Genomic DNA, 23,776 nt, shown 5'->3' on the forward strand with positions numbered 1-23,776 from the left:
TATCAAAGTGATATCACTTTTCGGGTGCACGGGGAAGAGGCCTCGACTCGGGAGGATCGGCCGGTCAGCCGAAGACGGCGGGCGGGGGGACGGGGGCGAGGACCGGGTCGCCGTCCTTGATGGGGGCGGCGCCGGCGATGAAGTTCGTCAAAGCCTCGCCGTGCACGCATCTCGCCTGCGTCAGCCCGCCCGCCGCGCGCCGCGTCAGGAGGTCCAGCGGCAGGCCCGTACGGGACGCGGCCACGATCAGGTTGCCGAAGCGGCGGCCGCGCATGATGCCCGGCTCCGCCAGCAGGGCCACGTGGCCGAACGTGCCGGTCACCGTGGCGAGCAGGCGCCTGGCGAAGGCCAGGCCCTTGCCGTCGGCCAGGTTGATCAGGAGGGTCCCGTCCGGGCGGAGGATCCTGGCGATGTCCCCCATGTACTCGGTCGTGGCCAGGTCGACGGGCATCGTCGCCCCCGTGAAGGCGTCCAGCACCACCAGGTCCGCCGAGTCGTCCCACACCTTGGCGGTGCCCTCGCGGCCCCCGGCCACGATGACCTTCAGGCGGGGCACCGAACGCAGGTCCAGTTGCTCGCGTACCAGATTGACGAGGAGGCCGTCCGGCTCGATGACGATGTGGCGGGAGCCGGGCCGGGTGGAGGCGACGTAGCGGGGGATGGTGCAGGCGCCGCCGCCCACGTGTACGCAGCTCAGCGGTCCTTCCGACAAAAGGTCGATCACATCCGCCATGAGTCGTACATACTCAAATTCCAGAAATGTCGGGTCTTGAAGATCAACATACGACTGAGGTACGCCATCTTTGGACAGCACCCAGCCGTCCTGCCGGTCCAGGTCACGGAGAAGCTCGACCTCGCCGAACGTCACCGGATACACGCCGGGCATCGGTTCCCGTTGTCCTCGTGCCACGCTGATCCCCTCCTGGGAGAAACCGTATGCGACGACGAAGGCTGATTGTGCTCGTTATCGCACTTGTCGCGGTAGTTGGGGCGGGTGCGTTCGCAGTCGCGGCGTCGAACCGGGTCAAGGGGAGCGCTTCCCAGACCGCTGCGGACTACTTCGACGCCTGGGGCAAGGGTGACGTGTCGCGCATGGCGCGCCTGGTGTACCAGCCGCCGGCCGACTTCGCCGTCCGGCATCACCGGCTGACGGAGGACCTGCACATCGAGTCCATCCGGCTGACCCCCGGGCGGTTGAAGAGCACAGGGGAGGGGGCCGCCGAGGTGCCGTTCGCCGGCGTGCGGCAGCTCGCCGACCTCGGGGCGTGGCCGTTCGACAGCACGTTGCGGCTCGGCGTACGGGACCGGGCCTGGAAGGTGCTGTGGGCCCCAGAGACGCTGCACCCCCTGCTCAAGGACGGCGGCACGCTGGAACTGGACGAGGTCGACGCGTCGGTGACCGAGCTGGTCACCAGCGAGGGCGAGCGGATCCCGAACGACAGCTACGCGGACGCCTATCTCAATCAGCTCAAACCCGAGTTCGGGTCGTCGTCCCGCGGCTGGGAGCTGGTGTCGAAGGCGCCGGGGCAGCCCGCCAGGCAGCTGCTGACCCGCCTGCCCAAGGCGGACGTCGAGCGCACCACGCTGTCGCGCCCCGTGCAGGCGGCGGCCGCCAGGGCGCTGGACGGGGTCGACGACTCCGCGATGGTCGTCATCCGGCCGAGCACCGGCGAGATCCTGGCGCTGGCCGACCGGCTCAAGAACAACTACAGCGCGGTCCGGGACGTCTTCCCTCCGGGGTCCGTCTTCAAGACGATCACGGCGGCGGCGCTGCTCGGGAGCGGGCTCGACCCGGCGGCGGAGGTCCGGTGCCCCGGCACGTACACCATCCCGTTCCACGCGCCCTTCAAGAACGACGGCGAGGTGGACCGCGGGTTCATCAGCTTCACCGACGCGTACGCGTACTCGTGCAACACGACGTTCGTCGAGCAGGCCACCACCAGGCTCACCGCGGACCAACTGCGTGAGACGGCGGACGAGTGGGGGTTCAGCCGGCAGATCGCGACCGGCATCGGCGGCACCTGCGGGGCCATGCAGGAAACCGACGATCCCGACATGTTCGGCCTCGACGCGATCGGCCAGGGCCAGGTGGTCGCGACGCCGCTGTGCATGGCCGCGCTCGCCGCCGCCGTCCAGAGCGGCACCTGGCGCTCGCCCCGGCTGCTGTCGGACGCGGAGGTGCGCCGGATCGACGGCATCCCGCACAAGGACATGCGGATGGACGAGGGGATCGTGACCTCGCTCAGGGACATGATGGCCGCCGTGGTCGATCACGGCACGGCGAGCGACATGGGGCTGCCGGCGGGCGTGGCGGGCAAGACGGGGACGGCCGAGGTGCCGGACGAGGAACTGTCGCACGCGTGGTTCATTGGCTACCGGGACGACCTGGCCTTCTGCGTCTTCGTACGGCACGGCGGCTCGGGCCGGCAGGCCGCCGTCCCCATCGCCGCGCGTTTCTTCAGCGGCCTCTGAGCTGCGAAAGGCCACCTCCGGCGGACGCCTCCGCCTTTTCCCTCAAAGGCCCCCGGCCCCTGACCGCGAGCACCTTGGGGTCGGTGAGAAGGCGACCCTAACCTACGGTACCGTAGGTTTCATGACGACCATCACCGTCAAGCCCAGGCTGCGAGGCTGGTTGCACACCGGGGCGCTGCCCGTGACGCTGGTCGCGGGGTTCGTGCTCGTGGCGCTCGGCCCGACCCTGCAGGCGCGGGTGGCCTCCGCCGTCTACGCCATCACGTCCGGTCTGTTGTTCGGGATCTCGGCGACCTATCACCGGGGCACGATGGGGCCGCGGCTGGCGGAGTTCCTGCGCCGGGTCGACCATGCCAACATCTATTTGATCATTGCCGGCACGTACACGCCTTTCGCCCTGCTCGCGCTGGACGGGGTGGCGAGGATCGCGGTGCTCTCCGTGATCTGGGGCGGCGCGCTGGCCGGGGTGCTGTTCCGGGTGTTCTGGATGGGTGCGCCGCGCTGGCTCTACACCGTCCTCTACCTGGCGCTGGGCTGGACCGCGATCTTCGTGATGCCGCAGTTGCTGGATGGCGCGGGCGTGGCCGCCGTCGTGCTGGTGGCCGTCGGGGGCGTCTTCTACTCGGCCGGGGCCGTCGTGTACGGCCTGCGCCGCCCGGACCCGTCGCCCCGCTGGTTCGGCTTCCACGAGGTGTTCCACGCCTTCACCCTGGCGGCGTACCTGGTCCAGTACATCGCGGTGTCGATTGTGGTTTATTCGCACGTGTGATGAACCTTGGGGCAGAGCAGTACATCTCGGTGACCACGTACCGGAGGGACGGCACCCCCGTCGCGACTCCGGTGTGGGCCGTGCAGGACGGTGACGCGGTGGTCTTCTGGACCGTCGCCGACTCCGGCAAGATCAAGCGGATCCGGAACAACTCCGAGGTCAGCGTGGCCGGGTGCGACGTGCGGGGCAAGGTGAAGACCGAGCCGGTCAAGGGCCGGGCCGTGGTGCTGGACGCGGCGGAGACCGAGCGGGTGCGCGGGCTGCTGCGGCGCAAGTACGGCCTCATGGGGCGGATCACGCTGCTCGGCAGCAGGCTCCGGAGGGGGAGCACCGGCACCGTTGGAGTGCGGATCACCGACATTTGACCCCACACTGGTCTGATTTCGGGCATTACCTGGAAATTAGATCAGTATGGGAGATATCACACGGTCGTGGTGGCTTCTACTCATACGCGGCCTAGCCTCGCTGATCTTCGGCATCCTGGCGCTGATCTGGCCGGCGATCACGCTGCTCGTGCTCGTGATCTTCTTCGGTGCGTACGCGCTGGTCGGCGGTGTGGCTGAGCTGTTCGCCGGGTTCCGGCACGGGGCCGAGTCGCGAGCCTGGCTGATCATCTCGGGAATTATCGGGATATTGGCCGGCATCGCGACATTTATCTGGCCGGGCATCACGTCACTGGCTCTGCTCTACGTCGTGGCCTTCTGGGCCATCTTCGCGGGCGTTTCGGAGATCATCGCCGGTATCAAACTCCGCAAGTCCATCGACAACGAATGGATGCTCATCGTCGGCGGCATCCTGTCGCTGATCTTCGGCATCCTGCTGCTCATCTGGCCGGCTGCGGGACTGCTCAGCCTCGTCTGGCTGGTCGGCATCTTCGCGATCCTGCACGGCATCGCCATGATCGCTCTGTCGTTCCGCGTGAAGAACTTCACTCGCAGGGTAGGTATGCCGTAAATTTTGCGTAGATGCCCGTGTTCCTCAAGAGGAACATCCGGTCAGACCGACGCACGTGGAGTCTTCATGGACGTACACGCCCGCCTCGCCCGCCACCTGCTCGTCGACGGATACCGGCTCGTGCTCGATCTCGAGCTCAGCCGCGGCTCCTGGCTCGTCGACGCCCGAAACGGCCGCCGCTACCTCGACTTCTACACGTTCTTCGCCTCGGCCCCGCTCGGGGTGAACCCGCCCTTCGACCCCGACTTCGCTCTCCTGCTCGGTCAGGTCGCCCGGAACAAACCGGCGAACCCCGACATCTACACCGAGCATCTGGCGGACTTCGTCGACACCTTCGTCCGCGTGCTGGGCGACCCCGACCTGCCGCACCTGTTCTTCGTCGAGGGCGGCGCCCTGGCCGTCGAGAACGCGCTCAAGACCGCCTTCGACTGGAAGAGCCGCCGCAACGAGGCCGCCGGACGCTCGCGTGACCTGGGCACCAAGGTCCTGCACCTGGCCAAGGCCTTCCACGGCCGCAGCGGCTACACCCTGAGCCTCACCAACACCGAGCCGGGCAAGACCGACCGCTTCCCCAAGTTCGACTGGCCGCGGATCGACGTGCCCGCCATCCACTTCGGAGACGTGGAGGCCGCCGAGGAGCGCGCGCTGGCCCAGGCCCGTGAGGCGTTCGAGCGGAATCCGCATGACATCGCCTGCTTCATCGCCGAGCCCATCCAGGGCGAGGGCGGCGACAACCACATGCGGCCCGAGTTCCTGCAGGCCATGCAGCATATGTGCCATGAGTACGACGCCCTGTTCATCCTTGACGAGGTTCAGACGGGCGGCGGGACGACCGGGACGCCGTGGGCGTACCAGCAGCTGGGTCTCGCTCCGGACGTGGTGGCCTTCGCGAAGAAGGTGCAGGTGGGCGGGATCATGGCGGGCCGCCGGGTGGACCTGGTGCCGGACAACGTGTTCCGGCAGAGCGGGCGGATCAACTCGACCTGGGGCGGCGGCCTGGTGGACATGGTGCGCAGCCGGGGCATCCTGGAGATCGTCGAACGCGACGGCCTGATCGCCCGCGCCGGCGCCCTCGGCAACGTGCTGCTCGAAAGCCTCACCAAGCTGGAGGCCGAGCGCCCCGAGTCGATCTCGAACGTCCGCGGCCGGGGCCTGATGTGCGCGTTCGACCTGCCCGACCAGGCCGAGCGCGACGCGCTGGTGACCCGCCTCAGGGAGGAGCACGGGGTGCTGGTGCTGCCCTGCGGGCCCCGTTCGGTCCGCCTGAGGCCCGCGCTGAACATCCCGGAGGCCGACGTCGACCACGGCCTCCGGGCCCTGTCGGCGGCTCTTACTGCGTGACGCTGGTGGCCGCGCGGCGCGGCCCGAAGTAGCGCCAGAAGAAGTTCAGCAGAACGGTCATGCGGTTGCGCCCGCCCAGCAGGTACGCCACGTGGACGAAGATCCACGCCAGCCAGGCGGGCAGCCCGTACATGATCAGCCCGTTGGACAGCTGCAACACGGCCTCCGCCTTGCCGACGGTGGCCATGATGCCCGGATCGTGATACTTGAACGCCGCCGGTGACCGCCCCTGGTGCACCGCGACGATCTGCCGCCCCACGTGCTCGCCCATCTGGATCGCCGGCTGGGCGAGCTGGGGGAGCGGATTGGGCGGCCCCGCCAGGTCGCCCGCCACGAAGATCTCGGGATGGTCCGGTACGTTCAGCGCCTGCGTGACCGTGATCCGCCCGCCCTTGCCCTGCGGCAGGCCCCAGTCGCCCGCCTGCTTGGGCGCGGTGACGCCGAGCGCCCACACGGTCACGTCGGACGGCAGCCGCGTGCCGTCCGACAGCACCACGGCGTCCGGCTCGACGGACGCCACCGTGGCGCCCAGCCGCAGGTTCACCCCCCTCTTGCGCAGCGCGGCCGCCGCCCTGTCGCGCAGCCGCGGCTTGTACGGCGCCAGCACGTAGTCGAACCGCTCCACCAGCGTCACGCTGGTCTGCTCCGGCTTGATCTCGGGATGCGTCAGCGGCAGCGTGCGCCGCCGCAGCTCGGCCAGCGTGCCCGCCATCTCGACCCCGGTCGCGCCCGCGCCGACCACCACGACGTGCACGCTCTCGCGCCGGCCCGCCGCGGTGTCCTCCAGGTAGTCCTGGAACCGGCGGCGCAGCACCGCCGCGTCGCCGAGCGAGTAGATGGGCAGCGCGTTCTCCTGCGCGCCCTCGATGCCGAGCCAGTTGGTGGTGACGCCGGTGCCCAGCACGAGGTAGTCGTACTCGATCCCGCTGCCGTCGTCGAGCTCCACTCGCCGCTCGCCCGGGAGGATCTTGGTCAGCGCGGCCCGCCGCGCCCGCACGTTGGGCCACCTGGCGGCGAACGTGCGGATCGGGTACGACACGTCCGCGCTGCCCATGCTGGCGGTGGCCACCTGGTAGAGGAGGGGTTGGAAAGTCGCGTACGGGTTGCGGTCGATGAGCGTCACCAGCGCTCCGGCCTTGGCCAACTCCTTGGTGGCGGCCAGCCCGGCGAATCCGCCGCCCACCACCACGACTCGCGGTCTCTGAACCATGCCATGGGGTCTGCCCCTGAATGCGCTCACGGAACCGGCGGCTCAGGCCTGTAGGCGGCCCGCCGGATCGGGGAGGCGGGTCGCTCGTGACGGGGTCGAGCAAAGCGGGCTACTCCTGGCGGGACCGCCACAGGCCGATGGCGGTGACCCGGGAGTCCACCCCTAGCTTGGCGTAGATGCGATTGACGTGGTTCTTGACCGTCTTCTCGCTGAGGAACAGCCGTTGAGCGATCTGCCCGTTGGACTGACCGGTGGCGATCAGGTCCATGACCTCGGCTTCACGCTTGCTCAGGGACGTGAACACGCTATCGAACGCTGCGTCGTCGACTCTCATCCGGCCTCCGGGTGGCGCGCAGACGGTCAGATCGCCGATGGCCCCCGTGCTTCCGGCGTTAGCGGTAGACAGCGAGCATAACTCGCAATGTCATGATTTGGGGCCGTTGTTGGGAGAAAACGACAACGGCCGGCCCCGAAGGACCGGCCGTGCCTCGTTGGGGTGAGTGAAGGGACTTGAACCCTCGACATCCAGGACCACAACCTGGCGCTCTGCCAACTGAGCTACACCCACCATGGCCACCGCTGTGTGGTGGCACAGGAAAAGTGTAGCGGGGTTCGGGAGTCTTTACGCCACTCCTTTAGCCGCTGACACGCTCAGCCAGGGATCTCGCGGTCGCCGAATCGGGCCCTGGCTGGGCGACGAAGATCGCCGCGCGGTAGTAGCGAAGCTCCCTGATGCTCTCCGTGATGTCCGCCAGAGCCCGGTGTCCGCCCTGCTTCTCGGGTGCCGCGAAGTAGACGCGGGGGTACCAGCGGCGCACCAGCTCCTTGATCGACGAGACGTCGACCATCCGGTAGTGCAGATAACCATCGACCCCGGGCATGTCGCGCGCGATGAACGTGCGGTCGGTGCCGATCGAGTTGCCGCACAGCGGCGCCTTCTTCGCCTCGGGGACGTGCCGCCGGATGTAGTCGAGCACGACCGACTCGGCCTCCGCCAGCGTCACACCGCCCGCCAGCTCGGGCAGGAGCCCCGAGGCGGTGTGCATCTCGCGTACGACCTGCGACATCTGCTCCAGCGACTCCGGCGGCGGCTTGATGACCACGTCGACGCCCTCGTCGAGCTGATTGAGCTCGCTGTCGGTGATGACGCACGCCACCTCGATCAGCGCGTCGCGACCCAGGTCGAGCCCGGTCATCTCGCAGTCGATCCAGACCAGCAAGTCACTCATTCGATCTCCTCGCCCAGCGGCTCGGAGCAATCCGCCCGCTTGTTACCCCACCAGCCTAGTGCCACTGATTAGGCGGGCTTGAGCGAGCCGAGAACCTTGGCCAGCACGTCGGTGCCCAGATTGTCGGGAATGGAGGCGTACATGATGGCCGGACGCTGCCCGTCGCCACGGTCCATGAGCACGATCGCGCCGTTCTCCTTCTTCCATTTGTAGCCCTTCTCCTCCGAGACCTTGGAGAAATCGAGCTGGAACTGCAGCACCCAGGCGTCCTTGTCGCCGATCTTCATCGCCTTGTCCTCCACCACCTTGGTCTCGTGAGCGACCTGGTAGAACTTGGTGGAGAAGTCGACGAACACCGCCTTGGCCGTGTCGCCCATGCCGGAGGCGCCGGAATAGGGATAGAGCTCGTTGAGCAGGCCCGTGTAGATGTTGCCGATCCAGTCGCCCTCGCCGTCGTACTTCGCCTGCGAGACGGCCTGCGCCCCGCCCGACCACAGCTGCTGGGTCGGGGCCGGGTTGGAGCCGTTGACCTCGGCGGACTTGGGCACCGTCCAGCTGTCGGGCACCTGGAAGGACAGGCCGGCCTTCGGGTCGGTGATGCGGCCGCCGACCGGCTGGGGCAGCTCGGTGACGCCCTGGGAGGGCGGCTCGTTGGACGGGGGCTCCTGGCTCGGCGGGTCCTCCTGCTCGAACGTGTCGGCCGGTGTCGGCAGCGACGCCGTCGGGCTGGTGCTCCGGTTGACGAAGAAGATGCCGGCCACCACGATCAGCGCGACCACCACCAGGGCCGCCAGACCCCCGAACACCCAGGGCAGCGGGTTGGACTGCTTGGGCGGCGGGCCGTAGTTCACGCCGGGCAGGGGCGGGCCGCCCCACTGGGTGGGCGCCGTCGGCTGGCCGTAGCTTCCCTGCCCGTACGTCGGCTGGCCGAACTGGAGCGTGGGGTTCGCGGGCGTCGCCGACCAGTCGGGGCTCGGCTGCGGCTGCGGCTGCGGCTGTGACTGGGGCTGGGGCTGGGGCTGCGACGGGGGCTGCGGCTGCGGCCCGGAGGGCTGCTGCGGGGGTCCGCCCGGCCCGGGCTGCTGCTGCGCATGGAGGGCGTCGGTCCACTGGGTGCCGTCCCACCAGCGGAGCTGGGGCTCTCCGTACGGGTCCGGGTACCAGCCCGCGGGGGTCTGCGTGGTCATGTTCGCCAGATTAGTAAGAACCTCATTGATATGCATTGTCGCGAGGGCATCAGCACTTGTACGTGAAGCTGGCCTTGTCGCTGCGGACCGGGCCGGGCGTCAGGATCCGCAGCGTGGCGGTGGCCTTGACGTTGCTCCTGCCCTGGAGCGTCCACCGGAGCGGCACCTCGTACGTCGTCTGGTCCGCCTTCGTGCGCAGCGTCCCCCTGACGACCTCCTTGTCCAGGTTCTTGCGCCACTCGTAGGTGATCTCGCCAGGCGCTCCGTTGGTGACGACCGTTCCGGTGATCAGGACGGCCTTGTCGCAGCCCTGGGTCTTCTTCGGCGCCACCACGTCGATCGACTCGACCGCCAGCTCCGGCGTCTTCCCCACGTAGAACCAGGCCAGGACCGCCCCCGCCATGATCACCGCGAAGAGGGCCGCGGAGGTGATCGTGCGCCGCCGCCGCGCCCGCGAGGCCTTGGCGAGCCTGACGCCGGGACGGTGCTCGGTGGCGGCCTGGTCGCGCCCGGCCCGCCAGATCCGTTCGGCCGTCGTCTCCGGCCGCTGCTCCTGCGTGCCGATCCCCGGTCCGAACTGCACCGGCCCCGACGACCGGCCCGGGACGTGCAGCAGCGTGACGATGTCGCCCTCGTCCCTGGGCGGCAGGACGGGCGGCGGCGCGTACGCCCGCGCCTGGGCGAACGCCGACCTCCCGCGGGCGGCCTGCGCCAGCTCCTCCCGGCCGGTGGCCTGGCCGGCCAGCAGGTCGCGGGCGGCGGCCAGGCCCAGGGTCCCGGCCGTGGCCGCGGCGCGTTCGAACAGCTCGGCCTCCTGCCGGCCCTGCCCGAACGAGGCGGCCAGCCCGCGCGCCAGCGACGCCCACCCGGCCGCGTCCCGCTCGCGAGGCGCGACCCGGCCGCGGATGGCGTCGGACAGCCCGCGCTCGGACAGCAGCGGGGCCCCCTCCGCCGTGATCACCACGGTGCCCGGGTGCACGGACCCGTGCGTGACCCCGGCCGCGTGCAGCGCGATCAGCGTCTGGGCGGTCTCCACGAGTACGGACGCCGCACCCGCCGGGCCGATCGGCCCGGCGGCGAGCAGATCGGACAGAGTGGGGCTGACCGCCTGCGCGGTGAGCAGCCACACCTGGTCACCCGCCGCCACCACGTCGGCCACCGGGATCAGCCCGGTCAGCCCGCCCAGCACCAGCCGCTGGTCGGTCATGACCGCGTGCACCACCCGGTCGCGCACGCCGGGCAGGGCGATGATCTTGGGGTCGAACAGCAGCGCCCCCGCCCTACGGCCATCGGGTGAGATCGCGTCGATCCAGTTGCCGAGCTCGGTCATCCAGGTGTGTTCAGTGAGCCGGAAACCGGCGATCCCGTGTCCAGGGTTGTTCATCCGCCGTCCCCCCGGCGCGTCTCAGCGCTTCCTTCTGTGGCGTCCCGCCATACGGCGTCTCACCGCAAGTGTGACCGGAACCGCGCCGGACGTCATCAGGCCGAAGGCGACCAGCGCGGCCTGCGCGTCACTCCCGCGATCGATCCGAGGCTGTTCCGGCGACGGCTCCCCTTCGCCTCCGCTTCCGCCCTCGCCGCCGTCGCCGGGAGGCGAGCTGGGCGTCGGGGCGGGCCGGGTCGGCCGGGTCGGCGGGGTCGTGGTGGCGGGAGGAGGCGTCGGGGTGGGCGCGGCCGTGGTCGGCGGGATGTCGCCCTCGGGGTCGTGGGGTGTGCCGGTGATCCGGGACTGCTCCGGAGACGGGGTCGGGGTCGGCTTCTTGATCTTGGGAGGCGTCTTGACGGGGGTGGCGACGGCCTTGGGCGTGGGCTTGCGCGTCGGCCGCCGCGTGGGGCGCGTGGTGGCGGTCGGCTGTACGGGCGGCGGCGCGGCGCTCTGCGTCGGCGTCGCCTCCGGGGTGGTCGCCTCGGCCGAGGGAGTGGGCGTCGGCTCCTCGTCGGTCTCCACGGGCTCCGGCGTCGCGGGCACGGCCGTGGTCGGGGAGACCGTACTGGTCTGCGCCCGCAGCACCGGAGTGTCCGACGAGGCGTTGGCGATGACCACGACCACCGCCACCAGCACGCCGACGGCGGTCGCGCCGATGGCGATCTTCGCGGGCAGCTTGCCGAGGACGTGCGACGGGTCGCGGAACCGGGTCTCGGCCAGCGAGGTCTGCGTCTGGGCGGGCTCGTCGAGGGCGGTCGGGAAGAGCAGGACCAGCAGGCCGGCGAGCGCGGCCAGGCGGCGGCGTCCGCGCTCCTCCCAGTCGGGCCCGTACCCCTCGGCCGCGACCGCCTCCAGCTCGCTCAGGAACGCCTCCGCGGACGGCGGCCGCTGGGCCGGGTCCTTGGCCAGACCGCGTTCGACGAGGCTCTGCAGCGGCGCGGGCACCTCGTCCACCGGAGGCGGCGAGCTCTGGTGCTGGCGGGCCAGGGCGGCGACGTTGGGAGCGCGGAAGGGCCTGGTGCCGGTCAGGCACTCGAAGAACACGACGGTCGCCGCGTACACGTCGGTCGGGGGCGCGGGAGGACCGCCCGCCCACTGCTCGGGCGCCATGTACGGCGGCGTGCCCGCGGCGCTCGCGCCCTCGCCCGCCTTGACCGCGATGCCGAAGTCCACGAGCTTGCTGGTGCCGTCGCCCTGGACCATGACGTTCTCGGGCTTGAAGTCGCGGTGGACGACGCCGAGCGCGTGCGCCGAGGCCAGACCCTGGAGCGAGCCCTTGAGGACGGTCAGCGCCGCCTCAGGGCCGGTCGGGCCCTCGGACCTGAGGATCTCGCGCAGCGACACCCCTCTGATCAGCTCCATGACGATCGCCGCGCCCCGGCCGGACTCGACGTAGTCGATCAGCCGGGCGTGGTACTGGCTCTGGAGCGTGCCGAGCAGCCGGGCCTCGTGCCGGAAGCGCGCGACGAACCCCACGTCGGTCTTCAGTTCGTCGCTGAGGTACTTGATCGCGACCTCGACGCCGTCGAGGTCGCGCCTGGCCAGGACCACACGCCCGGACGCACCCGAGCCCAGGTCGCGGATCTCGGTGTAGCCGGGGACCCCCCACTGGCCTTCACCGTGCATAACGGTCTCCTCTGGAGTCTGCCGGGCCCCCACCCTCATCAAACGGCCGTAGCTTAACCAGAGGGAACCGCTTTCCCGCTACCGATATCCCTATTAGTCAACAATGTCACCCAATGTTGTCGTCTGTGCCGGGGCTAGGTGTCTTGCTGGGCTCCTCCTCTTTGGGAGGTTCCTCCTCCCTTGGGCACTCCTGGGTGGCCCCGCTCGCGCTGTCGCTCCCGTTGCCGGCCGCCGGGTCGGTGGAGGCCGTCACGGACCACTTCGTCCCGCAGGGGAGCTTGACGGAGTGGCTCAAGGTCCTGGTGTACGACGTGTCGCCGGACAGGGTGACCGACTTCGTGCCCCCGCCCTCGCCGGCCGAGAACGACACGACGAGGCGTACCGGCTCGGTGCTCGACGTGGTCACTGAGACGGTCGCGACGAGCCCGCCCTCGCCTTGACCGGCCCTGACGATCGAGACCCGCTCCACCCGCGGCGGGCAGGGCACCGAGGCCCGCGCGGTGGCGGTCCGGTCACCGGCGCGCACCCGCACCGACAGGATCGCGCCGCACGGGCGGGACCTGAAGGTGTGGGCGAACGAGCGCGCATAAGAGGTCCGGCCGGACAGGGTCGCGGAACGGGTGCCGACCGGATCGCCGTTGACCGCGAACTGGGCCTCGACGGGGATCTCCCCGGTGCCGCTCGCGGTCACCCGCACCGCCGCTTCCGCGGTGCGGCCCGGCGCGTCCGGCAGGTCCAGAGAGACGCGCAGGCCGGTCACCCTCGTCGGGCAGGGCGGCACGGCCAGCGAGGCCGTCCTGGCGCCTCCTGGGGCCGCAGGAGAGGTGGCGACGGTCAGTGTCACCGTCCTGCCGCACGGGCGCTCGCCGATGGACCAGGAGAGCGTGCGGGTGTAGGACCTGGCGCCGGCCAGGCGCAGGCGCTGGGTGCGGCCGCCCGCGCCGGGTGCCGACCAGGTCGCGGTGGCGATGACGGCGGCGGTGCCGTCGGTGCGTACGGTGACCGTGGCGGTGGCGTCGCCGTCCTCGTCGACCGTGAGGCCGCCCACGTTCACCCCGAGCACGTCGGTCACGGGCTCCGGGGTGGGAGTGGGAGTGGGAGTGGGGGTGGGCGTCGGAGTCGGGGTGGGGGTCGGGGTGGGAGTCGGCGTCCGCTTGGGGGTGGGGGTCGGGGTGGCCTTCTTGGTGGGCTTGGGCGTCTTGACCGGTTTCGTGGCGGTCGGTGTGTTGACCGGGGTCTTCACGGGGGTGTGTATGGGCGTCTTTATCGGGACGACCGCCTTGGGGGTGCTCGCGGGCGTCGCCTTCGGGGTGACCTCAGGTGTGGTCTCGGGCGTCGGCTCCGGCGTGGTCGGGGGATCGGCCGCCGGCTCCGTCGTGAACTGCGAGGGCGGGACGGCCGCCGCCGCGCCGAGTTCCTCCGTGGGCGGCGACTGGCGGTTGGCCAGCACGACCACCACCGCCACGGCGGTCGCCACGGCCACGGCGCCGGCCATGGCCATGCGTGCCGCGTTCGAGCGCAGGCCGCGGAAGACCGTCCGGGCCAGCGAGGTCGTCACCTCGGGGACGGGCGTCTGCGCCGTGGGCAGCAGCAGGGCCAGCAGGGCCACGAGCGCGGCCAGGCGGCGCTTTCCGCGCTCCTCCCAGTCCTCGCCGTACGCGGCCCTGGCCATGGCCTCCAGCTCCGCCACGAACGCGTGCGCGCTCGCCGGTCGCCGCGCCGGGTCCTTGGCCAGCCCGCGCCTGACCAGCTCGCGCACCGGCTGCGGCGCGTCGTGGAACGGCACAGGGGCGTGCACGTGCTGGTAGCCGAGCACGCTCGGCTCGGTGGAGCGGTAGGGCCGGTGCCCCGTCAGGCACTCGAAGAAGACGGCGGTGGCCGCGTACACGTCGGTCGCGGGCGAGGCGGGCAGCCCCTCCCACAGCTCGGGCGCCATGTACGGCGGCGTGCCCTCGGGGTGCGTGAGCGTGCCCTGCCGCACCGCGATGCCGAAGTCGACGAGCTTGCTGACCCCGTCGTCCCTGACGATCACGTTCTCGGGCTTGTAGTCCCTGTGCACCAGCCCGAGGTCGTGCGCCCTGGCCAGCCCGAGCAGCGACCCCTTCAGCACCACCAGCGCCGCCTCGGGCTCGGTCGCGCCGTTCTCGCGCAGCAGGGCCCGCAACGAGACGCCGTTGACCAGCTCCATCACGATGGCCGCGCCACCGGTGTCCTGGACGTACTCCCACATCGTGGCGATGTTCGGGTCGCGCAGGGTGGTCAGCAGCCGTGCCTCGGCCTGGAACCTGCCCAGCGCGGCGGGATCGCGCAGCAGTCCCTCGGAGAGGTACTTGATGGCGACCTTGACGCCGGTCTCGTCGTGGACGGCCATCGCCACGCGCCCGCTGGCGCCCGCGCCGAGTTGCTTGACTTCCGTATATCCGGGAGCGCTCCACTCCATCGCCGTCTCCCATCACCATCAGGAGCAGGTGTTGCCTGCTCAATGGAACTACTCCCGATGGAGGATGTGAACAGGCGCGTCGATACCTTCTGGGAGCATCGGATCTGGCTCGGGTTCGCCCCACGTGGTGACCAGGGGCAGCACCCCGGCCCAGACCGGCAGGTCGTAGTCCTCTTCCTCGTCCTTGGGCGCCCCGCGCCTGATCTTGACCGACGCCTCCTCCAACGACAGGGCCAGCACGGCGGTGGCGGCGAGCTCCTTGCGGTTGGGCTGCCGGACGTAGTCCCACTGTCCCGGCGCGAGCTGCTCCGACAGGGCCCGCAGCCCCGCCATCCGCTCCTCCGGGTCCGTCACGAGCCTGGCGCGGCCGTAGATGACCGCCGAACGGTAGTTGACCGAGTGGTGGAAGACGGAGCGGGCCAGCACGATCCCGTCCACGTGCGTGACCGTGACGCACACCTCGCCGCCGTCGGCGGCGCGCAGCGTCGTGGCCCCCGTGGAGCCGTGCAGGTAGAGGGTCTCGCCGATGCGGCCGTAGCCCGTGGGCACGACCATGGGGTGGCCGTTCACGACCACGCCCAGGTGGCAGACCAGGCCGGTGTCGAGCACCTCGAAGAGATCGTTCCTGTCGGTGCTGCCCCGCTCCTTCGAGCGGCCGAGCGTGGTACGGGAAGTGGTGGAGAGCATGATTCGACCGTAACCAGGAAGTGGACCTATTCTGTAGGGCCACTATCGAGCCCTTCGCGGAGACCACTTCCGTGCGTACCCATGTTGACCTGCCTGTTTCCCTTTCCCGTGACTCGGACGCGCCGCTGACCGCGCAGCTCGCCGACTGGCTGCGGCGCGCCATGCTGGACGGCACGCTGGCGCCCGGCGAGCGGCTGCCGTCCACGCGTTCCCTGGCGACCCAGCTCGCGGTGAGCAGGACCGTGATCACGGAGGCGTACCAGCAGCTGTACGCGGAGGGGTGGCTGGACGGGCGGCACGGCTCCGGGACGTTCGTGGCCGACATGGAGGTGGCCCCGCCGCCGCGCGAGCAGACGCCGTACGTGCCCGCGCCGCCGCCCGCCCCCGCCGACTGGATCGACCTCACACCGGGCCAGCCCTGGGTGCGCGACTACGACCTGGCGGCGTGGAAGCGGGCCTGGCGCAGGGCCGCCGACCTGCCGCCGGGCGCCGACCCCACCCCGTACGGCCTGCCGCGCCTCAGGGAGCTGCTCGCCGACCACCTGAGACGGGCCAGAGGCATGGCCGTCGGCCCCGAGAACATCCTGGTCACCCGGGGCACCGGCAACGGGCTCGACCTGTGCGCGCTGGCCCTGCTCGGCAACGGCACGCGGGCCGGCGTCGAGGACCCGGGCTACCACGTGGCGCGCACGGTCTTCGCGGCCAGGGGCGCCCAGGTGGTGCCGTGCCCGGTGGACGAGGACGGCGTGATCGTGGACGGGCTGCCCGGCGACCTCCGCGTGCTCTACACCACGCCCGCGCACCAGTACCCCCTGGGCGGGCGGCTCCCGATCCCGCGCAGGGAGCGGTTGCTGGCCTGGGCCAGGAGCACGGGCGCGACGATCGTCGAGGACGACTACGACGCGGAGTTCCGTTACGACGTCGCCCCGCTGGCCGCCCTCTACGGCCTGGACCCCTCGCGGGTCGTGCTCCTCGGCACGCTCTCCAAGACGCTCGCGCCCGACGTGGGCGTCGGCTGGCTCGTCGGCGATCCCGAGCTGGTCGCCGCCATCGCCCGCCTGCGGCGCAGCGTCGGCGACCGTACCAGCGGGCCCGTCCAGCAGGCCGTGATCAACCTGCTGGAGTGCGGCGACCTCGACCGGCACCTGCGCAGGATGCGCCTGGAGTACGCCCGCCGCCGCGCCGCGGTCGTCGAGCTCCTGGGGCCCGTCTGCCGCCTGCGCGGCGACACGGCCGGGCTGCACGTGGTGGCCGAGCTGCCGTCGTCGGTCGAGCCGTACGTGGTCGAGCGGGCCAGGGAGCGCGGGGTCCTGCTCGACTCCATCGGCCGCCACCACCACGGGCGGGCGCGGCTGCACGGCGTGGTGATCGGCTACGGCTCCGCCACGCTCGCCGACGTCCGCCGCGGCTGCCGCATCCTCGCCGACCTCATCCGCTCCACCCGCCCCCACTGACCCCCGCCCACTCCTCAAGCGGCCCCGGCCCTTCACCCTCCGAGGGACCCCGGCCGGCTCCCACCCCTCCGCTCCCCCGAGGGACCCCAGCCGGAGTGCGGCGGGTCACGTCGGGTGCTCAGGGTGGATTTGAGTAGCCGAGCTCTCGCTCCCCACCCCACCCCCGAAGCATGCTGAACCCCATGAAATGGTGGCTACTCCTCGCGTCCTTGATCGTCACCCTGCTCACCGTCTGGCTGATCCTCTACGCGGGCGTGGCGCCGTCCACGCTCCTCTCCCTGGGCGCCGGCGCGATCAGCCTGCTCTGGCTGGTCGTCGTCCTGACCGTCCCGTGGAACCTGTGCCTGGCCGCCCGCCACGTCCTCCACGAGATCCAGGTGTCCAGGGAGGCCGGCATCGAGGTGGCCCAGCACCGCGAGGACGAGGCGCGGCGCATCGCCCGGCGCATGCTCGTGCTCGCGATCTCCGGCCACGTCGTCTCGGCCGCCGTGATCGCGGTCGTCACGTTCTTCGCGGGAGCCCAGCTCGGCTACTACTTCTCCGGGTTCTACCTGCTCGCCACCGCTTTCCGGCCGATCGCGGCGTACACGAAGCACCTGCGTGACCGGGTCAGGACGCTCGGGCAGGAGGTGCGCTACCCGCGCGCGGACGTGATCTCCCTGCGCGACCGGGTCTCCGAGCTGGAGACGGTCATGAAGGGCTTCAAAAGGGACATCGACGACCTGAACGCCGCCCGCCAGGGCTTGGAGCTGGCCGACCACGATCTGGGCCGCCGGATGACGCTCATGGCGCGCCGGTTCGACGAGACCGTGGACGGGCTGAACGACAACCAGGAGGTGATCACGGGGCTGAAGGCGTTCCTGCGGCTGATCAGGGCGGACCTTGCGTAGGAGGCTCGAGGTCGCGCAGGACGGGCAGGGCGCGGGAGGCGTACACCGGGTCCACGGGCAGCACGTGCCGCGCCCACCAGCGCGCGGGGCCGGGGTCGGGGGAGGGCTCGGTGAAGGCGGGGGCGTAGTCGTCGTACGGCGGGTCGTACAGGTAGCCCGTGGCCACCCCGCGCCGCTCCAGCTCGGCGATGGCCGCGTCCCTGTCGCGCACCAGGAGCGGCACGCGGAACAGCGGCCGGCGCACGTCGTCGCGCACGGCGGGCGCGACCGTGGGCAGCTCGGCCAGGGCCGCGACGCCAGCGAGCCGCCGTCCGCGGTCGGCGGAGACCTTGGCCAGGCGCCTGGACTGGTACCAGCGGGCCACGCGGCCGCGGCGGGCGCGGTAGTCGTGCAGGTCGGCGCGTACCCAGGGGTCGAAGGGCGGCAGCTCGGGGATCCGCTCGAGCGCCTGCTTCAGGGCCTCGGGCTCCAGGGCGATGCGGTAGCCCTCGCGGTCCTCCTGCATGCCGAGTGCCCGCATGAGCCTGAGCGCGGGGCGTACGAGGTCGAGCCTGAGCGCCACCTGGCGGGCCATCGAGGTGGCCACGCCGGTCAGGTCGGCCCGCAGGGAGCCGGGGGCCAGCAGGGCGTCACGGGCACGCTGGAGCGCGCGCAGGTCGGACTCGTGCTCGACGACCAGGACGCCGCCCGAGCCCGCTCCCGGGTGCTTGGAGAGGCTGAACACCCCGGCCTGGCCGAAGGTCCCCAGCGGCCGGCCGCCGATGCTCGTCTCCATGGCGTGCGCCACATCTTCGATCAGGATTTTTCCGGACATTTCTCCGGACAGGGAGGGGGCGTCGTCGGGCAGGCCGTACAGGTTGGTCGTCAGGACGGCGTCCACCGCGGCGAGGTCGACGCGGGAGACGTCGATGTTGCCGTCGCGCGGGGACAGCGGCGCGATCACCGGGCGCAGGCCGGCCGCGAGCACCAGGAACAGGATCTCGTCGGCCGAGATCGGCGACATGAGCAGCCGCTGGCCCGGCTCGCACCAGTGGCGTAAGGCCAGGTAGAGGCCGAGGCGGTTGGAGGGGAGCGCCAGGCAGCGACGGCCGGTGCGCTCCTCGACGAGCCTCATCCCTGCAGGACGGTACGGAGCCGTCCGTAGGTCTTCAGCGCCCTGTCGGCGGTCTTGAGCAGGAACGGGTTGGCCATCACCGTGGCGCGCGTCTTGCGCACCGGCACCCGCATCATCCAGTGGACCCCGGCGGCCGCGCCGATCCTGGCCACCCGCCCCTCGGCCACTTCGAGCTGGCCCGTCTTGAGCTTGTCCTTGTACTCCTTCTCGCCCCGGCCCATGTCGATCACCTCGATGCCGTTGGCCGCGGCCTGCTCGGCCATCGCCAGGTGGTGGATGAGGCCGGGGGAGTACTTGGCGAAGTGGGTGTCGTAGGCGGGGAACCACCCGGCGAGCGTCGTACGCGTGCGGAGACCGAAATGCCCGGCCACCGGCCGCCCGTCCACGGAGACCATGTCGAGCACCCCGGCGAAGCTGTCCGACTGGGTGGCCAGCAGCCGCTCGACCAGCTCCACGATCCACCGGTGCGCGAACCTGTCGGTGCGCCCGGTGCGGCGATATTGGTCGGTCTTCCAGCCGAGCAGCGTGTGCAGGGGCGTCAGGTCGGTGGTCGCGTAGTCGTGACGCATCGTCCCGGCCTCGCGCTGCAGCTTGCGGGACTTGGCCAGGGTGGTCTTGTACGTCTTGCCGGAGTGCTCCCGGAGGATGTCGGTGTAGTGCTCGTAGCCTCCGCGCAGGTCGATGATCGGCGACGGATGCCTTTCGTGCCGCTCGTTCAGCAGCGGCTGGCCGGAGACCAGATGGTCGAACTCGTACACCGCCAGCCCGCACTCCTTGAGGAGGCGGCGCGGATCGATGGGGAGCTCTTTGGCACGTACCATCCCCTGCGCGTCGGTCAGCCCCGCGGCGACCGGTTTGCCGATGCCGAGGGGATGTCGTTCGAAGGGGAAGAAACCGACGATGTCCGGGCCGTCGTAGAGGACCGCGACCTGTACGACATTTCGGAGTTCGCCTACCGCGATGGTGAATTCCGGGGACAAGAAGGGGCTGTCGAGCGCGGGGTCCGCCTCCTGCAGCTCTCTCCAGCGGCTCACTTCGGATTGTCCCAGCTCACGGGGCAGGGCAAGGGTGACGCGCATGGGCTCCTACCGTCGGCATGCCACTGTGTTTCAAGCTTGAGGGGGGACCTGTACAGCCAGGGTAAAGGCTATTACCAGAGCAGTCGTAACCGCAGGTCCCGAACGTTACCGAACTCTCAGGTGGTGTTCAGGACCGAGTGTCGTTCTAATGTGTGTTCATGACCGTACCTGGCATCGACTGGCCTGCACTGATCACGTGGATGGGCCGGAACGTGCCCGATGCGGGCGAGCCGCTGTCCGTCTCGCTGATCTCGGGCGGCAGGTCCAATCTCACCTACCTGATCGAGGCCCGCGACCGCCGCCTGGTGCTGCGCCGGCCGCCGCTCGGCCACGTGCTGCCCACCGCCCACGACATGCGGCGCGAGTGGCGGGTCATCTCGGCCCTGTCGGGCACGCCCGTGCCGGTGCCCTCGCCGATCGCGTTCTGCGCCGACGAGTCCGTCGTCGGGGCGCCGTTCTATCTCATGGGGTACGTGGAGGGCGCCGCCGTACGGACCCGGGAGGAGCTCGGCTCGCCGTCGCCGGCGCAGACGCGGCGGCTGTCGGAGCGGCTGGCCGAGGTGCTGGCGGCCATTCACGCGGTGGACTACCGAGAGGTGGGGCTCGGGGACTTCGGGCGGCCCGAGGGCTATCTGGCCAGGCAGCTCGAACGGTGGGGGCAGCAGTGGGAGCGGTCGAAGACGGCAGACCTGCCCGAGTACGACCGGCTCGTGGAGCGGCTGCGGGAGCGGTTGCCCGCCGCCTCCGACAGCACGCTGGTGCACGGTGACTACCGGCTGGACAACACGTTGATCCGGTTCGGGGAGCCGATCGAGATCATGGCCGTGGTGGACTGGGAGATGTCCACGCTGGGCGATCCGCTGGCCGACCTGGGGCTGACGCTGACGTACTGGCACGATCAGGGGGACGAGGAACGGGCGCGGATCCCCGTGGCGGGGGACGTGACGGTGGCGCCGGGTTTCATGAACGCGGCGGAGTTCGCCGCGCACTATGCCAAGGTCTCCGGCCGGGATATTTCGGATCTTGGGTTTTATGTGGCTTTCGGCAACTTCAAGCTCGCTGTCATCGTGGAGGGTATCCACGCCCGGTTCCGGCAAGGTAAGACCGTTGGGGAGGGATTCGACCGCATCGGGTCCGCGGTGCCCACGCTGATCTCCCGTGCGCATCGCATGCTCGACCAGCCCTGACGGTCGGCCTTCGCGAAGGACACCCCCGACGCAAGGAGCACGCCATGAGCACAGTTGCACTCATCACCGGAGCGGCCAGCGGCATCGGGGCGGCGGTGGCGCGGCGGCTGTCGGCGGGCGGCGTCAAGTGCGTCCTCGTCGATCTCGACGGGGAGGGCGCCGAGAGGCTGGCCAAGGAGGTGGACGGCGCGTGGCTGGCCGCCGACGTCAGCCGCGAGGAGGCCTCGCTGGAGGCGGTGGCGCTGGCCGAGCGGCGCTACGGACGGCTCGACCTGGTCCACCTGAACGCGGGGATCTCGGGCCGGGTGGACCTGGCGGACTTCGACCTGACGCGTTACCGCCAGGTGGTCGGGGTGAACGTGGACGGCGTCGTCTTCGGCGTCCAGGCCAGCCTCCCGCTGCTCAAGCGATCGGGCGGGGGCGCCATCGTGACCACCTCGTCGCTGGCCGGGCTCGTGGGCTTCGCCGGCGACCCGATCTACACGATGACCAAGCACGCCGTCGTCGGCCTGGTCAGGGCGCTCGCCGAGCCGCTGGCCGCCCAGAACATCCGCATCAGCGCCGTCTGCCCCGGATTCACGGACACGCCGCTGGTGGCGGAGTCGCGGGAGATGTTCGTCAACGCCGGGTTCCCCCTGCTCACGGCCGAGGACGTGGCCGCCGCCGTCGAGTCCGCCTTCTACGCCGACACCCCCGGCACGCTCCTGGTCGTGCAGCCCGGCCGGCCGCCGGTCCCGTACCGCTACGCAGGGGTTCCGGGCCCTGTGGGAGGCCAGCGTCCCCCTGTCTCCTGAACGGAAACGGCAAGTGCCTTGCAAGTGGGGCGATTAGCCTATTAAGGGTCAGGCTCTTGTACGTTTGCAGTCTCTTGGAACGTTCGCAGCCCTCGCAGAATCCAGAGCCCTTGTAGGTTCGTGAGTCCTTGTACCTTTGCCGCAGCATGAGGAGCATTCGGTGATTCCGACTGACGGCCGGCACGCACGAAGACGATCGCCGTGGCCGCTCGCGCTGGGAGCGGGCGTCCTCGCCGTCGTCCTGGTGGCGGGCATCATGGTCTACGCGTCGATGCGCAGCCAGTCACGCAGCGTGTTCAAGGGCGAGGACGTCGCCACGACGCTCCCCAGCGAGCCCGCGCCGCAGTTGGAGCAGCCGCCCGCGCTCGACAACTGGCCGCGCTGGGGCATCACCCACACCCAGTACAGCGCGGACAACGAGCCGCCGCAGGTCGTGGAGGAAGCCAGGGGCGTGCTCGGCCGGGTCCCCATGCTGCAGAACCAGCACATCATGGGCTGGGGCGTCGGCAACCCGGAGCCCAGTCCCGGGCAGTTCAACTTCCGTGACCTGGACCGGCGGCTGAAGTTCATGGCGTCGTCGCGGGCGGTGCCGGTCATCACGCTGTGCTGCGCGCCGGACTGGATGAAGGGCGGGCAGGCCGGGCGTACGGACTGGAGCAAGAACCACACGGTCGCGCCCAAGCGCGAGCATTTCGACGACTACGCCAAACTGGCCGCCACGGTCGCCAAGCAGTATCCGACGGTCAAGCACTACATGGTGTGGAACGAGTTCAAGGGCTTCTGGGACCCGTCCACGAACCGCTGGGACGCCGAGGGGTACACCGAGTTGTACAACAAGGTCTACGCGGCCTTGAAGAAGGTGAACAAGGACATCCAGGTCGGCGGCCCGTACATCCCCATCGAGACCAACTCCAAGGGCGGCCCCTCAGAGCTGAGCGGCCCGTGGGGCACGGTGGACCAGCGGGCGCTGGACGCGATCACGTACTGGCTGGAGCACAAGAAGGGCGCCGACTTCGTCGTGGTGGACGGCGCGTCCATGACGAACGACCGGGGCAACGTACCCGACGATTTCGCCGCGCAGGCCAAGTTCGCCGCCATCACGACGTGGCTGCGGCAGCAGAGCAAGGACCTGCCCGTGTGGTGGGCCGAATGGTACGTCGAGCCGGAGAACTCCGGCTGGTCGGAGGCGAAGCGCACGGCGGTGCAGGCGACGGCGCTGATGGAATTCGCGAAGAGCGGCGTGACGACGGCCCTTTACTGGAACCCGCAGCAGAAGAGCGAAGGTGACTGCGCCGGCTGCCTCTGGAGCCCCAAGGTGGGCGGGGAGATGCCGATGGCGGGCCTGCTCAGCGGCTTCACCAAATGGTTTCCGGCAGGCGTACGCGTCGAGCCCGTGACAACCTCGGACCCCAAGATCAAGGCAATCGGCCAGGAACGCCAGGTGGTCATGGTGAACACCTCGGACCGCGAGGTCACGGCCACGGTCGACGGCCGCCAGGTAACCCTGAAACCCCACGAAATCAAATGGTCGGGCCGCGGCGGCACCTAAAGCACGGCCTTCCACAGGGAGCGCTTCGCGCACGAAATTCCAGACAGCGCTGCCCAAGGAGGGCTCCGCCCCCCTTTCGATCCCCCCTTAACCCCCCGCCCGTTGCCCTGTTACCGGCTGGGCCTGCTGGAGCCCACCCCGAAATCCCGCTCGCTTCGCTCGCTTTGGGGCTCCGCCGATGGTGCGCTTCCTCGGTACCCGAGTCCCAGGCCGACTCGCGATCCAGCGAGGGCCGCGCACACGAGCTGTCACGGCCAGAGACGAACCGCTAGGGCTTGGACGGAGTTGAGACGGGGTGGAAGCCGAGGGCGTCGGCGATGATCGGGGCGGGGCGGTCGTGGAGGTGCCGGGGGAGAGCGGCTCCGCGG

At 70.4% G+C, this 23,776-nt stretch carries 21 protein-coding genes and 1 tRNA gene; 10 read left to right on the top strand and 12 right to left on the bottom strand.

Features of this window, described 5'->3' with window-relative positions; all coding sequences use genetic code 11:
- Positions 1 to 64 precede the first annotated feature (64 nt).
- The gene (locus AB0J87_RS54390; protein WP_363981744.1) at positions 65 to 886 is read right to left on the bottom strand and encodes a fused MFS/spermidine synthase; all 822 of its coding nucleotides are present in this window, start codon (positions 884 to 886) and stop codon (positions 65 to 67) included.
- 50 nt (positions 887 to 936) lie between these two features.
- Here AB0J87_RS54390 and AB0J87_RS54395 point away from each other — a divergent pair, with 50 nt between their 5' ends.
- The 5 genes from AB0J87_RS54395 to lat all read left to right on the top strand — a co-directional run bounded on the left by AB0J87_RS54395 (position 937) and on the right by lat (position 5,536).
- Entirely contained in the window at positions 937 to 2,472 is a 1,536-nt protein-coding gene (locus AB0J87_RS54395) for a penicillin-binding transpeptidase domain-containing protein (RefSeq protein ID WP_363981747.1), read from the top strand.
- 121 nt (positions 2,473 to 2,593) lie between these two features.
- Positions 2,594 to 3,241, top strand: coding sequence for a hemolysin III family protein (locus AB0J87_RS54400; protein ID WP_363981750.1), 648 nt, complete (start codon positions 2,594 to 2,596; stop codon positions 3,239 to 3,241).
- Positions 3,241 to 3,606 carry a PPOX class F420-dependent oxidoreductase gene (locus tag AB0J87_RS54405; protein WP_363981753.1) on the top strand — a complete coding sequence of 122 codons (366 nt, stop codon included), beginning with the start codon at positions 3,241 to 3,243 and terminating at the stop codon, positions 3,604 to 3,606. Before AB0J87_RS54400 ends, AB0J87_RS54405 begins: the two co-directional genes overlap by 1 nt.
- A 46-nt stretch (positions 3,607 to 3,652) precedes the next feature.
- On the top strand, positions 3,653 to 4,195 hold the full coding sequence (locus AB0J87_RS54410; RefSeq protein ID WP_363981756.1) for an HdeD family acid-resistance protein: 543 nt from the start codon (positions 3,653 to 3,655) through the stop codon (positions 4,193 to 4,195).
- A gap of 66 nt (positions 4,196 to 4,261) precedes the next feature.
- The gene (lat, locus tag AB0J87_RS54415) at positions 4,262 to 5,536 is read left to right on the top strand and encodes an L-lysine 6-transaminase (protein WP_363981759.1); all 1,275 of its coding nucleotides are present in this window, start codon (positions 4,262 to 4,264) and stop codon (positions 5,534 to 5,536) included.
- Here lat and AB0J87_RS54420 read toward each other — a convergent pair.
- From AB0J87_RS54420 to AB0J87_RS54460, 9 genes are all read right to left on the bottom strand, one after another.
- Positions 5,526 to 6,746, bottom strand: coding sequence for an NAD(P)/FAD-dependent oxidoreductase (locus AB0J87_RS54420; RefSeq protein WP_363981762.1), 1,221 nt, complete (start codon positions 6,744 to 6,746; stop codon positions 5,526 to 5,528). The genes lat and AB0J87_RS54420 overlap by 11 nt on opposite strands.
- Before the next feature lie 109 nt (positions 6,747 to 6,855).
- A complete protein-coding gene (locus AB0J87_RS54425) occupies positions 6,856 to 7,050 on the bottom strand; it encodes a LuxR C-terminal-related transcriptional regulator (protein WP_235030925.1) in 195 nt (64 codons plus the stop codon).
- Positions 7,051 to 7,238: 188 nt separating this feature from the next.
- A tRNA-His gene (locus tag AB0J87_RS54430) sits at positions 7,239 to 7,314 on the bottom strand.
- Positions 7,315 to 7,381: 67 nt separating this feature from the next.
- A complete protein-coding gene (gene orn / locus AB0J87_RS54435) occupies positions 7,382 to 7,975 on the bottom strand; it encodes an oligoribonuclease (RefSeq protein ID WP_363981766.1) in 594 nt (197 codons plus the stop codon).
- A 68-nt stretch (positions 7,976 to 8,043) separates the two neighbouring features.
- Positions 8,044 to 9,162 carry a DUF2510 domain-containing protein gene (locus tag AB0J87_RS54440; protein WP_363981769.1) on the bottom strand — a complete coding sequence of 373 codons (1,119 nt, stop codon included), beginning with the start codon at positions 9,160 to 9,162 and terminating at the stop codon, positions 8,044 to 8,046.
- A gap of 49 nt (positions 9,163 to 9,211) precedes the next feature.
- Positions 9,212 to 10,546, bottom strand: a complete 1,335-nt coding sequence (locus AB0J87_RS54445) for a hypothetical protein (RefSeq protein WP_363981772.1) — start codon at positions 10,544 to 10,546, stop codon at positions 9,212 to 9,214.
- A gap of 21 nt (positions 10,547 to 10,567) precedes the next feature.
- Positions 10,568 to 12,214 (bottom strand): protein kinase, encoded by a 1,647-nt coding sequence (locus AB0J87_RS54450; protein WP_363981775.1) that lies wholly within the window; start codon positions 12,212 to 12,214, stop codon positions 10,568 to 10,570.
- A gap of 106 nt (positions 12,215 to 12,320) precedes the next feature.
- Positions 12,321 to 14,654, bottom strand: coding sequence for a serine/threonine-protein kinase (locus AB0J87_RS54455; RefSeq protein WP_363981778.1), 2,334 nt, complete (start codon positions 14,652 to 14,654; stop codon positions 12,321 to 12,323).
- Positions 14,655 to 14,702: 48 nt separating this feature from the next.
- Positions 14,703 to 15,341, bottom strand: a complete 639-nt coding sequence (locus AB0J87_RS54460) for a pyridoxamine 5'-phosphate oxidase family protein (protein ID WP_363981781.1) — start codon at positions 15,339 to 15,341, stop codon at positions 14,703 to 14,705.
- A gap of 71 nt (positions 15,342 to 15,412) precedes the next feature.
- Here AB0J87_RS54460 and AB0J87_RS54465 point away from each other — a divergent pair, with 71 nt between their 5' ends.
- The gene (locus tag AB0J87_RS54465) at positions 15,413 to 16,795 is read left to right on the top strand and encodes a PLP-dependent aminotransferase family protein (RefSeq protein ID WP_363981784.1); all 1,383 of its coding nucleotides are present in this window, start codon (positions 15,413 to 15,415) and stop codon (positions 16,793 to 16,795) included.
- A gap of 182 nt (positions 16,796 to 16,977) precedes the next feature.
- Complete coding sequence (locus AB0J87_RS54470) at positions 16,978 to 17,685, top strand: hypothetical protein (protein ID WP_363981787.1); 708 nt, start codon at positions 16,978 to 16,980, stop codon at positions 17,683 to 17,685.
- On the opposite strand, the gene AB0J87_RS54475 is transcribed toward AB0J87_RS54470, so the two are convergent.
- Both AB0J87_RS54475 and AB0J87_RS54480 read right to left on the bottom strand, forming a co-directional pair.
- A complete protein-coding gene (locus tag AB0J87_RS54475; RefSeq protein ID WP_363981791.1) occupies positions 17,666 to 18,799 on the bottom strand; it encodes a DegT/DnrJ/EryC1/StrS family aminotransferase in 1,134 nt (377 codons plus the stop codon). The genes AB0J87_RS54470 and AB0J87_RS54475 overlap by 20 nt on opposite strands.
- A complete protein-coding gene (locus AB0J87_RS54480; protein WP_363981794.1) occupies positions 18,796 to 19,878 on the bottom strand; it encodes a GNAT family N-acetyltransferase in 1,083 nt (360 codons plus the stop codon). The genes AB0J87_RS54475 and AB0J87_RS54480 overlap by 4 nt, the downstream gene beginning before the upstream one ends.
- Positions 19,879 to 20,036: 158 nt before the next feature.
- Here AB0J87_RS54480 and AB0J87_RS54485 point away from each other — a divergent pair, with 158 nt between their 5' ends.
- The 3 genes from AB0J87_RS54485 to AB0J87_RS54495 all read left to right on the top strand — a co-directional run bounded on the left by AB0J87_RS54485 (position 20,037) and on the right by AB0J87_RS54495 (position 23,408).
- Positions 20,037 to 21,065 (top strand): phosphotransferase family protein, encoded by a 1,029-nt coding sequence (locus AB0J87_RS54485; RefSeq protein ID WP_350728159.1) that lies wholly within the window; start codon positions 20,037 to 20,039, stop codon positions 21,063 to 21,065.
- Between the two features lie 44 nt (positions 21,066 to 21,109).
- Positions 21,110 to 21,859: an SDR family NAD(P)-dependent oxidoreductase gene (locus tag AB0J87_RS54490; protein ID WP_363981797.1), complete on the top strand. Its 750-nt coding sequence runs from the start codon at positions 21,110 to 21,112 to the stop codon at positions 21,857 to 21,859.
- A 160-nt stretch (positions 21,860 to 22,019) separates the two neighbouring features.
- Positions 22,020 to 23,408 carry a xylan 1,4-beta-xylosidase gene (locus AB0J87_RS54495; protein WP_363981800.1) on the top strand — a complete coding sequence of 463 codons (1,389 nt, stop codon included), beginning with the start codon at positions 22,020 to 22,022 and terminating at the stop codon, positions 23,406 to 23,408.
- Positions 23,409 to 23,776: the final 368 nt, after the last annotated feature.

Source organism: Nonomuraea sp. NPDC049625, from assembly GCF_040675285.1.
GTDB classification, from domain to species: Bacteria; Actinomycetota; Actinomycetes; order Streptosporangiales; family Streptosporangiaceae; genus Nonomuraea; species Nonomuraea angiospora_A.